At 69.9% G+C, this 11854-nt stretch carries 11 protein-coding genes; 2 read left to right on the forward strand and 9 right to left on the reverse strand.

From position 1 onward, the window contains the following. Positions 1 to 221: 221 nt before the first annotated feature. The 3 genes from ACWELJ_RS30470 to ACWELJ_RS30480 form a co-directional block, all read right to left on the reverse strand. Positions 222 to 980: an SDR family NAD(P)-dependent oxidoreductase gene (locus ACWELJ_RS30470; RefSeq protein ID WP_452369554.1), complete on the reverse strand. Its 759-nt coding sequence runs from the start codon at positions 978 to 980 to the stop codon at positions 222 to 224. Between the two features lie 117 nt (positions 981 to 1097). Next, on the reverse strand, positions 1098 to 1745 hold the full coding sequence (locus tag ACWELJ_RS30475) for an HAD family hydrolase (protein WP_452369555.1): 648 nt from the start codon (positions 1743 to 1745) through the stop codon (positions 1098 to 1100). A 24-nt stretch (positions 1746 to 1769) separates the two neighbouring features. Further along, positions 1770 to 2336, reverse strand: a complete 567-nt coding sequence (locus tag ACWELJ_RS30480; protein WP_452369556.1) for a hypothetical protein — start codon at positions 2334 to 2336, stop codon at positions 1770 to 1772. A 133-nt stretch (positions 2337 to 2469) separates the two neighbouring features. Between ACWELJ_RS30480 and ACWELJ_RS30485 the strand changes: the two genes are divergently transcribed. Beyond that, positions 2470 to 3177, forward strand: coding sequence for a TIGR00266 family protein (locus ACWELJ_RS30485; protein WP_452369557.1), 708 nt, complete (start codon positions 2470 to 2472; stop codon positions 3175 to 3177). A gap of 39 nt (positions 3178 to 3216) precedes the next feature. Here ACWELJ_RS30485 and ACWELJ_RS30490 read toward each other — a convergent pair whose 3' ends face one another. The 6 genes from ACWELJ_RS30490 to ACWELJ_RS30515 form a co-directional block, all read right to left on the reverse strand. Next, the gene (locus ACWELJ_RS30490) at positions 3217 to 4047 is read right to left on the reverse strand and encodes a sirohydrochlorin chelatase (protein ID WP_452369562.1); all 831 of its coding nucleotides are present in this window, start codon (positions 4045 to 4047) and stop codon (positions 3217 to 3219) included. A gap of 76 nt (positions 4048 to 4123) precedes the next feature. Beyond that, on the reverse strand, positions 4124 to 5413 hold the full coding sequence (locus ACWELJ_RS30495; RefSeq protein WP_452369558.1) for a sulfate adenylyltransferase subunit 1: 1290 nt from the start codon (positions 5411 to 5413) through the stop codon (positions 4124 to 4126). Continuing rightward, positions 5413 to 6339 carry a sulfate adenylyltransferase subunit CysD gene (gene cysD, locus ACWELJ_RS30500; RefSeq protein WP_452369559.1) on the reverse strand — a complete coding sequence of 309 codons (927 nt, stop codon included), beginning with the start codon at positions 6337 to 6339 and terminating at the stop codon, positions 5413 to 5415. The genes ACWELJ_RS30495 and cysD overlap by 1 nt, the downstream gene beginning before the upstream one ends. Further along, the gene (locus ACWELJ_RS30505; RefSeq protein WP_452369560.1) at positions 6318 to 7028 is read right to left on the reverse strand and encodes a phosphoadenylyl-sulfate reductase; all 711 of its coding nucleotides are present in this window, start codon (positions 7026 to 7028) and stop codon (positions 6318 to 6320) included. The genes cysD and ACWELJ_RS30505 overlap by 22 nt, the downstream gene beginning before the upstream one ends. Positions 7029 to 7043: 15 nt before the next feature. Beyond that, positions 7044 to 8786, reverse strand: a complete 1743-nt coding sequence (locus ACWELJ_RS30510; protein ID WP_387306823.1) for a nitrite/sulfite reductase — start codon at positions 8784 to 8786, stop codon at positions 7044 to 7046. A 400-nt stretch (positions 8787 to 9186) separates the two neighbouring features. Continuing rightward, positions 9187 to 10050 (reverse strand): immunity 49 family protein, encoded by an 864-nt coding sequence (locus ACWELJ_RS30515; protein ID WP_452369561.1) that lies wholly within the window; start codon positions 10048 to 10050, stop codon positions 9187 to 9189. A 427-nt stretch (positions 10051 to 10477) separates the two neighbouring features. Between ACWELJ_RS30515 and hemW the strand changes: the two genes are divergently transcribed. Beyond that, positions 10478 to 11638, forward strand: coding sequence for a radical SAM family heme chaperone HemW (hemW, locus tag ACWELJ_RS30520; protein ID WP_452369563.1), 1161 nt, complete (start codon positions 10478 to 10480; stop codon positions 11636 to 11638). The last annotated feature ends 216 nt before the right edge of the window (positions 11639 to 11854 follow it).

Raw genomic sequence — 11854 nt, forward strand, 5'->3', positions numbered from 1 at the left:
GGTACCTGCTGCAGCAGACATCGACCTTCGTCGGTGCGGCACTCGCGGTCGGGTTGTTCTACTACATCGGCCGCCGTCGAGTGAGGGGGAGCCCTCGCATGGACCGGTGTCAGGGGTGCGGGGCCCGCGGGTTCCCGCAGTCGTGACGCCAGAGTGACCGGCCCACCCCCGCGTTCCAGTGCCCGGGCGCGGTGGTGGGCCTGTCGCGTGCGCGCGGCGGGTCAGCGGGCGGTGAAGCCGCCGTCGACGGCGAGGGCCGCGCCGGTGATGAAAGACGCCTCGTCGCTGAGGAGATAGGCGCAGAAGGCGGCGATCTCGTCGGGGCGGGCGATGCGGCCCAGCGGGTGCAGGGCGGCGATGGCGGCCTCGCCTTCCGGGGTGGCGCCCATGGAGTTCCGGAAGGCCGGGGTGTCGACCGCGCCCGAGACCAGGGCATTGACCCGGATGGACCGCTCGGCCGCCTCCAGGGCGACCGCGCGGGTCAGGCCCACCACGCCGTGTTTGGCGGCCACGTACGGCGCGACCTGCGCCATGCCGACCACACCCAGGTTGGAGGCATTGTTGAGGATCGCGCCCCCGCCGGTGGCCGCGAGCGCCGGAACCTGATGGCGCAGGCCGTAATAGACGGCGGTCAGGTTCAGTTCGAGGTCGGCGCGCCAGCCCGCCGCGTCGATGTCCTGCACCGGCCCGAAGGCGTTGACCGCGCCCGCGTTGTTGAAAGCCGCGTCCAGGCGGCCGAATTCGGTGACGGCCGCGGCGGTGAGGCGTTCCACGTCGGCTTCGACGGTGACGTCGGTGGGCACGAACAGCGCCCGTCCGCCCGCGGCGCGAATCTCCTCGGCCACGCGGTCGCCGGCTTCCTTGCCGCGCGCGCCGAGCACCACGGACCCGCCCTCGGCGGCGATCCGCCGGGCCACGGCCGCGCCGACTCCCGAGGTGGCGCCGGTGATCAGGACGACCTTGGATTCGAACCGGGTCATGACTGTGTCTCCTTGCGGTAGAGCGGATTTCGTTGACATGTCATAGTCAACGCCGCGCGGAGACCGGCCGCTGGCGGAAAACGGCCGTCACGCTTGATGTGTCATGTAATTAGGAGATCAGGCGGGCGCGAGCAGATCGGGCAGCTCGTCGAGGCTGTCGATGACCGTGGCCCGCGCCGCGTCGGGCAGCTCGGCGGTCAGGTACCCCCACGGCCCGCGGCGGATCAGCACCGGCCGCATGCCCGCCGCCAGCACCGGCAGTACATCGTTGTCGACGCGGTCGCCGACGTAGCAGATCTCGCCGGGCTCGACCCCCGCCACCTCCGCGACCTTCGCGAAGAACTTGGGATCCGGCTTCTCCAGCTCCCATTCGGCCGAGGTGTAGACCGCGTCCACCGGCAGATCCATGCGCTCGAGCGCCGACTTCGCCTGCGGCGGCTGGTTTCCCGCGATGATCACGGTGATCCCGCGGCGCTGCAGTTCGCGCAGCGCGCGGCGCACGTCCGGGTAGAGGTCGTCGGCGTCGAAGTTGTTGCGCAGGCTCGCGGGTTCCTCGGCGGCCCAGGCCGCTTGCTCGGCCTCGAGGTCGAGGTCGGGCCAGAGCAGGGCGAAGGCGTCGGTGAGGGGACGTCCGGTGGCCGCCATACCACCGATGACACCGAGGAACGCGAAGCGCGGCACGCCGAGCCGGTCGGCCCAGCGGCACCAGATGCGCGTCTCGTCGATCAGTGTCTCGCCCACATCGAATACCGCAGCCTTGATCATTCGCCCAGCGTATCGGGCGGGTGGTCAGTGCCTGGCGTTGAGGAAGCCGATGGCGGTCGCGCCCCACCAGCAGATCTGTGACGTCACCCCGGTGGCCGCGCCCCACGCCAGCAGCCGCGGAGTCAGCGGAAGGTCGCCGCGCGCCGACAGCCGGCGGTTGAGGGAGTAGGCCTGAATTCCGTTGAGCGTCAGCGCCAGGACCAGCGCCAGTTTGGTGCGGGTCATGGTGGAGGACAAGTCGGGTTCCAGCACGCAGCCGCTGGCCACCAGCCCGGCCAGGCCCAGCCAGATCGGGACGTGCAGGCGGCTCACCGCGCGCAGGGCGGACGCGAGGTCGAGCCGGCCCGCGGCCCAGCGCAGGACGAACGAGTCGGCGGTGAGCACGCCGCCGAATCCCACCACCAGCGAGGCGAGGTGGACGAATACGCCGCCGGTGTGGACGGCCGGGCTCGCGGTGACGTGGGCCGCGATCCAGAGGGCGGCGGTCAGCGCACCGGTGGCGAGCAGCGCGTACGCGGCGGTGGCGCCCCAGGAGTCCCGCGGGATGCCCGCTGTCCCGGTGAGCTGCCGGGTGCCGCTGATCTGGAGCATGTCGAGCCTTCTATTAGGTAAGGAAAGCCTAATTTACTGACTCGGCCGGTGCGGTGGCAAGTCGGCGACGATCGCGCCGCGACCGGCGTCGGGGCACACTGGGGTGAGTTGTGCACACGGGAGGGGAAGCCTGATGGACGCCAGAATCCGGGGGACGGTCATGCCGGTGCTCGAGGTCGCGCTCGACCCCGGCGACAGCCTCATCGCCGAAGCGGGCCAGCTGTCGTGGATGACCGAGAGCATCCGCCTCAACACCTCCACCCGGGCCGCGGCCGGCGGCGTCTTCGGCGCGGTCCGCCGGGCCATGGCCGGGGCGGGCCTGTTCATGACCGAGTACACCGCCCACCGTCAGCCGGGCAGCGTGTCCTTCGCGGCGAAACTCCCGGGCCAGATCCTGCCCGTGCAGATCGGCAAGGACCGTGAATACCTGGTCCACCGGCACGGATTCCTCTGCGCCGCAGGCGATGTCCGGGTGGCGCTGAGCTTCCAGCGGCGCCTGGGCGCGGGCATCTTCGGCGGGACCGGCTTCACCCTGCAGCGGCTCAGCGGTGCGGGCTACGCCTGGGTGGAGCTCTCCGGCGAGGTGATCACCTACGACCTGGCCCCCGGCGAGACCCTGCGCGTCCACCCCGGCCACGTCGGATTGTTCGACGCCTCGGTCGATTTCGACATCACCATGATGAAGGGCATCCGCAATGTCCTCTTCGGCGGTGACGGCCTGTTCCTCGCCGCCCTCACCGGCCCCGGCCGGGTCTGGCTGCAATCGCTGACCATCACCAACCTCGCCCACTCCCTCATCCCCTACCTGCCGTTCCCCGAGCCTGGGAACCAGACTCGTTGAGCGGAACGCGGATTCGAGTGAAGTCGTGGGAGGTGCCGGTCAGGCGGTGAGTTCGAGCGGGAGGGCGGCGGTGGCGTAGCGGTCCAGCGCCACCTCGGCCAGCAGCGGGTGGGCGCCGATCGTCTCGGCGTGCCGGACCAGCGGCAGGGTGTCACGCAGGCGGTCGGTGAGCAGGCCCGGGGCCAGGAACCAGGGGGCGACCAGGATGCGTTCGGCCCCGCGCGCCCGCAGCCGGGCGAAGGCCTTGTCGACCGTGGGTTGCGTGGTGGCGAAACAGATTTCGGTGTCCCAGCCGGTCATGGCGGTGAGCAGGCGCGCCACGTCGCCGGTGCGGGTATTGGCGACCGCGGACGTCGAGCCCACGGCGGCGACGGCGATACCCCAGCGCGGACCCGCCGCCCGCCGCAACCGCCCGGTCGAGGCGTCGCTGACGGCGGCGGGCCGGAAGTCGGTGCCCGCGGCCATGGCCGCCGCGATGCGATCGCGCAGGGCGATGATCAGGTGCGGGTCGGGACCCAGCACCTCGGCCTGGGTCAGGCGCAGCCGCGGATGCCGGTCGCGCGCGGCGTCCAGCAGACCGGGCAGGTCCACCCGCGCGTGAAACGCGTTGCCCAGCAGCAACGGCACCACCACGGCGTGCGAATGCCCGTCGGCCGCGACGGCATCGATGACCTGATCCACCGACGGCGTACTCAGATCCAGGAACGCCAGCCGCACATCGAGATCCGGCCGCTGCGCCGCGATCCGCGCGACCACGTCCCGCATGGTCGCGGCCGAGCGCGGATCACGACTGCCGTGCGCCACCGCGATCAGCGCGGGCGCGTGCTCGATCCGGAAGGGCGAAGCCGCCCCGCCGCGCACGGTCACCATGGTGCCGAGCGCGGTGTTCGAGGCCGAACCGCCCGGCGAGACGGCCGGAACTGCGCCGGTGCCGGGCGGATTCATCTCAGGCTCCGACTTCGACCGCGGTCAGCGCGTCGCCGACCAGGCCCGCGGCCAGGGTGTTGCCGCCGGCGGGATCGATCAGCAGGAACGAGCCGGTGTGGCGGTTGACGCTGTAGTCGTCGGCCACGATCGGGTCGGCCACGCGCACCGAGATGCGGCCGATGTCGTTGAGCGACAGCGACTCCGGGCTGGGGTCGGCGGCCAGGTGCTGCTCGTCGAAACGCTCGATGAGCGCGCCGACGATGGCCTGCGTGGTGCGGGTGCCGTGCTTGAGCAGCAGGCGCGCGCCCGGGCGCAGCGGCTTGTCGCCGAGCCAGCAGACGGTGGCGTCGAAGGCGTCGATCGGCTCGGGAGCGCAGTCGGCGGCGGCGATCACGTCACCGCGCGAGACGTCCACGTCGTCGGCGAGCACCAGGGTGACGCTGCGGCCCGGCTGCGCCGAGGCGAGTTCACCATTGGGGGTGTCGATGCGCTCGACCGTGGTGCGGGTGCCCGAGGGCAGCACCACGACCTCGTCGCCCTTGGACACCAGGCCCGCCGCGACCTGACCCGCGTAGCCGCGGTAGTCGGGGTAGTCGGCGGTGCGGGGCCGGATCACGTACTGCACCGGGAAGCGCAGCCCGATCTCGTGGCGGCCGTGCACGTCCGCGTCCACCGGCACCGACTCCAGGTGCTCGATGAGCGAGGGACCGGTGTAGTACGGGGTGTTCTCCGACCGCGAGGCGACATTGTCGCCGTGCAGCGCCGAGACCGGGATCTCCTGGATGTCCTCGGGAGCCCAGCCGAGTTTGGCGGTCAGCTCACCGAATTCGGAGGTGATCCGCTCGAAGACGCCGGCCGGATCATCCACCAGGTCGATCTTGTTGACGGCCAGCACCAGCTTCGGCACACCCAGCAGCGCCATGACCGCGGCGTGGCGGCGGGTCTGCTCGATGACGCCCTTGCGCGCGTCGACCAGCAGGATCACCAGCTGCGCCGTGGACGCGCCCGACACCGTGTTACGGGTGTACTGGACGTGGCCCGGGGTGTCGGCGAGCACGAAAGACCGCTTCGGCGTGGCGAAGTAGCGGTACGCCACGTCGATGGTGATGCCCTGCTCGCGCTCGGCGCGCAGGCCGTCCACCAGCAGCGACAGGTCCGGCGTCGACAGACCCTTGTCGACCGACGCGCGGGTGACCGCGTCGATCTGGTCCGCGAGAACCGATTTCGTGTCGTACAGCAGCCGGCCGACCAGGGTGGACTTGCCGTCGTCGACCGATCCGGCGGTGGCCAGTCTCAACAGGTCGGACATCAGAAGTAACCCTCTCGCTTGCGGTCTTCCATGGCGGCCTCGGAGACACGGTCGTCGCCTCGGGTCGCGCCACGTTCGGTGAGCCGGGACGCGGCGACCTCGGCGAGGATCGCGTCATTGTCGGCGGCGTCGGAAATGATGGCGCCGGTGGTGGATCCGTCGCCGACGGTGCGGTAGCGCACGGACTTGACCAGCAGCTCCTCACCCTCGGCCGGGCCGCCCCACACGCCGGGGGTCATCCACATGCCGTCGCGCTGGTACACCGGGCGCTCGTGGGCGTAGTAGATGCTGGCCAGCTCCACGTCCTCGCGGGCGATGTAGCGCCAGATGTCGAGCTCGGTCCAGTTGGAGATGGGGAACACGCGCACGTGCTCGCCCGGAGCGTGCCGGCCGTTGTACAGGTTCCACAGCTCGGGACGCTGGCGCTTGGGGTCCCAGCGGCCGAAGGCGTCGCGCAGCGAGAAGATGCGCTCCTTGGCGCGCGAACGCTCCTCGTCGCGGCGGCCGCCGCCGAAGACCGCGTCGAAGCGGTTCTCGTTGATGGCGTCCAGCAGCGGCACGGTCTGCAGCGGGTTGCGGATGCCGTCGGGGCGCTCGGTCAGGCGGCCGTCGGCGAGGTAGTCCTCGACCGAGGCGACATGCAGTCGCAGGCCGTACTTCTCGACCACCTTGTCGCGGAACGCGAGCACCTCGGGCAGGTTGTGCCCGGTGTCCACGTGCAGCAGCGCGAACGGCAGCGGCGCGGGCCAGAAGGCCTTGATCGCCAGGTGCAGCAGGACGGTGGAGTCCTTGCCGCCGGAGAACAGGATCACCGGCCGCTCGAATTCGCCCGCCACCTCACGGAAGATGTGGATGGACTCGGATTCGAGCGCGGCGAGAGTGTCGAATTCAGTCTCGAGTGAGGTCATGACGCGTGCAACCCGCATTCGGTCTTGGCGAGCCCGGCCCAGCGGCCGGATCGCGGATCGGATCCCGGTTCCGGCTTCCGCGTGCACGGAGCGCAACCGATGGACGGATAACCCTCTTCCACAAGGGGATTGACGAGAATGCCATTGGCCTCGATGTAGGCCGCCATCTCGTCATCCGACCAGGCGGCGATCGGATTGATCTTCACCAGGCCGAAGCCCTCGTCGTAGGAGATGAGGGGTGCGTTGGCGCGAGTCGGCGCCTCCACTCGACGGATGCCGGTCACCCAGGCGTTGTATCCGACGAGGGAATTCTTCAGGGGGACCACCTTGCGCAGGCGGCAGCATTCGGCGGCGTCGCGGGCGAACAGATCCTTGCCCAGCAGCTGATCCTGTTCGGCGACAGTGTTTTCCGGCGTCACATTGACGATGTTCACGCCGTACACCAACTCGACCGCGTCCCGGGTGCCGATGGTCTCGGCGAAGTGGTAGCCGGTATCGAGGAACAGCACGTCCACGCCGGGACGGACCTGCGAGGCCAGCTGCACCAGCACCGCGTCCTGCATGTTGGAGGCGACGATGTAGTTGGCGCCGAAGGTGTCCTCGGTCCACTGCAGCAGTTCCCGCGCGGTCGCGTTCGGGCCCAGCTCGGCATTGCCCTTCTCGGCGATGGCGCGCAGCTCGGACTCGGCGAGTTTCGTGGTGGTCATTGATGTCTCTCCCAACTACCGCAGGTCTGCTTCATCGGCACGAACAGCCCACACCGCGAAACGCTCACCCTCGTCACGGTTCTTGACGAAGTTGCGCACCACGCGCTCGATGTAGTCGCCCAGTTCCTCGCTGGTGACCTTGTGCTGGCGCAACTTCCGGCCGAAACCGGAGTCGAGACCCAGGCTGCCCCCGAGGTGAACCTGGAAGCCCTCGATCTGATTCCCGTCGCCGTCGTCGACCAGCTGGCCCTTGAAGCCGATGTCGGCGATCTGGGACCGGCCGCAGGAGTTGGGGCAGCCGTTGATATTGATCGTGATCGGGACGTCGAGCTGCGCGTTGATGTCGGCGAGCCGCTGCTCCAGCTCGGGCGCGAGCACCTGCGAGCGCTTGCGGGTCTCGGTGAACGACAGCTTGCAGAACTCGATGCCACTGCACGCCAGCAGGTTTCGCCGCCAGATCGACGGACGGCCGTGCAGGCCCAGCGGTTCCAGCGCGTCGATCAGCTGCTCGACCTTGTCGTCGGGGACGTCGAGGACGATGAGCTTCTGGTAGGGGGTGAAACGCACCCGGTCCGAGCCGACCGCCTCGACGGCGTCGGCGACCTGGGTCAGGATGGTGCCCGACACGCGACCGGCGATGGGGGAGAAGCCGATGGCGTTGAGGCCGTTGCGCAGCTTCTGCACACCGATGTGGTCGATCGGGCGCTCCGGCTGCACCGGCGCGGGGCCGTCGATCAGCTTGCGCTTCAGGTACTCGTCCTCGAGCACCTGACGGAACTTCTCCACACCCCAGTCCTTGACCAGGAACTTGAGGCGGGCCTTGGTGCGCAGGCGGCGGTAGCCGTAGTCGCGGAACAGCGACACGACCGCTTCCCACACGTCGGGAACCTCGTCGAGCGGCACCCACGCGCCCAGGCGCTGGGCCAGCATCGGGTTGGTGGACAGGCCGCCGCCGACCCACAGGTCCAGGCCGGGCCCGTGCTCGGGGTGCACGACGCCGACGAAGGCGACGTCGTTGATCTCGTGCACCACGTCCTGCTGGCCGGAGATGGCGGTCTTGAACTTGCGCGGCAGGTTGGAGTATTCCTTCTTGCCGATGTAGCGCTTGACGATCTCGTCGATGGCCGGGGTCGGGTCGAGGATCTCGGTGAGCGACTCACCGGCCAGCGGCGAGCCCAGCACGACACGCGGGCAGTCGCCGCACGCCTCGGTGGTCTGCAGGCCGACCGCTTCCAGGCGGCGCCAGATCTCCGGCACGTTCTCGATCTCGATCCAGTGGTACTGGACGTTCTCGCGGTCGGACAGGTCGGCGGTGTCGCGGCCGAACTCGGTGGAGATGCCCGCGAGGGTGCGCAGCTGGGCGAGGTTCAGCGCGCCCGCGTCGCACCGCACCCGCATCATGAAGTAGCGGGCCTCGAGCAGGTCGATGTTCTCGTCGCCGGTGTAGGTGCCGTCGTAGCCCTGCTCACGCTGGGTGTAGAGGCCCCACCAGCGCATGCGGCCGCGCAGATCGCTCTTGTCGATCGAGTCGAAACCCTGCTTCGAGTAGATGTTCTCGATACGGGCGCGCACATTGAGCGGGTTGTCGTCCTTCTTGGACTGCTCGTTGGCGTTGAGCGGCTCGCGGTAGCCGAGCGCCCACTGGCCCTCCGACTTGCGCTTCACCGGACGGGCCGTGCGCTCACGCCGGACCGGCTGCGCCGAATCGGGCACAGTCTGCGGCGTATCGGAACTGGTGGCGTCGGTGCTCGACGTCATGGGGGTCGCTCCTGAAGGTCTTGCGGGCAGGCGGGAGGGGCTGGCTCACGCCTCCGATATCAGAGAACCGGCTCTATACGGCGTCAGGGAGACGCCGGATTCCGGGAGAATGGGAGCCGATCTACCGGAGGCTTCCGGACAGACAGCTCGCGCTGCAGACACGCTTGAAGTCGACATGGCGACGCGCCACGAGTCGTACTCCGAGTCCAGTCATGCGGCTTATTGTGCCACGTCAGAAGGGTCGTTCCGACTGCCGGATCGAATTTTCCGCAGTTTTCCGGGAAATCCCCTGGATATATTGTCCGATTTGTGACGGGCATCATAGATCAACACCGGGCAAACCACTTGGACGGTTGACCTGAACGATTCGGCGTGAATGCCTCGGCGATTCGGCGCGAGTCTAGGACGCGCGATCGGCGTCGGCCTCGGTCAGGCGGGCCTTCGCGGCGGCGAGGCGGGCCAGCTCGTCACCCAGTTCCGGGGAGAACATCCAATCCGGCCGATCGATGAATCCGGCCGGTAGGTATTCCGAGCGGACGGCCGTGCGATAGCCCAGGTCCCGGGCCCAGCAGGCCAGGGCCAGCAGCGGGAGCGAGAAGACGCCCTCGGGGTCGTTGCGCCACCCGTCGTTGTCGAAGAACGCCCGATGCCGGCGCAGCGCGTGGGTCAGCTCGCGGTCGAAGCCCTCGGAGTCGCCGTCGGCCAGCCGGATGAACACCTCCACGGCCGGGCGGAACAGCAGGTCGGTGACGCCCTGCGCGCCGACCCGGCTGGTGGTGTCCAGGGCCCAGGCCGCCTCGTAGACGCTCTTCGGGCCGTACCGCCACGCCGTCTGCAGCAGCCGCACCCACTCGTACTGGAAGTCGTCGAAGGCGTTGTCGCCGAACTCGCGCAGGCGGTCGATCGGATAGTCCACCAGCTCGGCCATGGCCTCGGCGTCGCGGGCGATGAGCGTCCACCAGAACGCCGCCCGCCAGCCCGCCACCTTGTCGTGGCGATCGAAACCGGATTCGATGCCGTCCGCCCGGAACCGCCGCGTCACCGTCTGCTCGGTCGAATGGGCGAAATACCAGGTCCGCGACCGCAGCGCCGCCGGATCCGACAGCAGCATGGTGGCCAGCAGCACCCCGTCCATGGACCGCGAGAAGTTCGGCCCGTCCGGCCGCACCGGCCGCCGCGACCGGTAGACCACCGGGGCCACCGACCCTTCGTCCACTTCCCTGATCGACTTGGCGTCGATCTCGTGCCGCGGCACCTCGATCATCGGCTCGTCCCCGTCCGCACCCGGACCAGCTCGCACCCGGCCCGCCGAAATCTTTTGGAATGTACCCGGATTCACCGAATACCGCCGGGTGGAGCCGGAAGCCGTCGGCCCGGGCGTTCGCCCGGCACCAGCGGCCATGACGGCCGGGTACGCCTCCGGGCAGCCTGCGACCCGGTCGGGGTCTGGTTTCGTACCGCGGCCGATCGGGCCCGGATTCGTACCGCCCGCGATCGGGCCCAACCCGGCTTCGCGTTGTCGTTGTCGGGACCCACCGCGGCCTTCGGCCAAGGCCGCCGCCCGAGCCCAGGGTGGGGCGTGGGCGACCGGGTGCGCTGTGACGCGGGCAACCGGTCACACTGAACGGGTGACCTCCACCGCTCCCGAACAGACCACCGGCACGGCTTCCGCGCGGGACGTCGACGCGCCGGTGCTGCGCGACTTCGGGGGCGGGCCGTTCGGGATCTACATCCACGTGCCGTTCTGCGCCACCCGCTGCGGATACTGTGACTTCAACACCTACACGGCGGGGGAGCTGGGCTCCTCGTCCTCGCCGCAGTCCTGGTTCGAGGCGCTGCGCGGCGAGCTGGCCACGGCGGCAAGGGAATTCGACGCGCTGCCCTCGGCGACACCCGCGGTGGAGACGGTGTTCGTGGGCGGCGGTACCCCGTCGCTGCTCGGCGGTGACGGCCTGGCCGGGGTGCTCGACGCGATCCGCGGCAACTTCACCCTCGCGCCCGGCGCGGAGGTGACCACCGAGTCCAATCCGGAATCCACCTCGCCGGAGTTCTTCGAGCGGCTGCGCGTGGCCGGGTACACCCGGATCTCGCTGGGCATGCAGTCGGCGGCCCAGCACGTGCTGAAGATCCTGGACCGTACCCACACGCCGGGGCGGGCCGTGGCGGCCGCGAAGGAAGCCCGCGCGGCGGGCTTCGACCACGTCAACCTGGACCTCATCTACGGCACGCCGGGCGAATCCGACGCCGATCTGGACGCCAGCCTCGACGCCGTGCTGTCGGCGGGCGTGGACCACGTGTCGGCCTACTCGCTGATCGTGGAGGACGGCACCGCGCTGGCTCGCCGGGTCCGCCGCGGCGAACTGCCCGCCCCCGACGACGACGTGCTCGCCGCCCGCTACGAGCGCATCGACACCCGCCTGGCCGCGGCAGGCCTGCACTGGTACGAGGTCTCCAACTGGGCGGCCTCCGATGCGGGCCGCTGCCGCCACAACCTCGGTTACTGGGACGGCGGCGACTGGCTCGGCGCGGGCCCGGGCGCGCACAGTCACGTCGGCGGCACCCGCTGGTGGAACGTGAAACACCCTGCGCGCTACGCGGATCGGGTCACCACGGGTGCGCTGCCCGCCGCGGGCTGGGAGTCGCTGACCGCCGAGGAGCGCTACACCGAACGCGTCATGCTGACCGTGCGGCTGCGCACCGGCCTGCCGCTGGCCGACCTCGACGCCGACGGCCGCGCCGCCGCTGAGCGGGTGATCGCCGACGGTCTGGCCGAGCGGGTGGGTGAGCACCTGATCCTCACCGACCGCGGCCGCCTGCTCGCCGACGGCGTCGTCCGCACCCTGCTGACCTGACGCCGGCCGGAATCGGCCAACCTCGAGTCAAACCGCCTGGTCGGGTCTAAATTGGTCACCGGAGATTTCGCAGCACCGGTCAGGATCGACACCCTTCGGCCCGAGGACTTCCCATGGTGAAGCAACTGATGCGACCCGTCGAGCTGCGGGCGCGGAGCTGATCGGCGAGATCGCCGTCCCGCCGCCCGCGGCGCCCAGCCCGGCGGATTACATCCC

The organism is Nocardia sp. NPDC004582, from assembly GCF_053602115.1.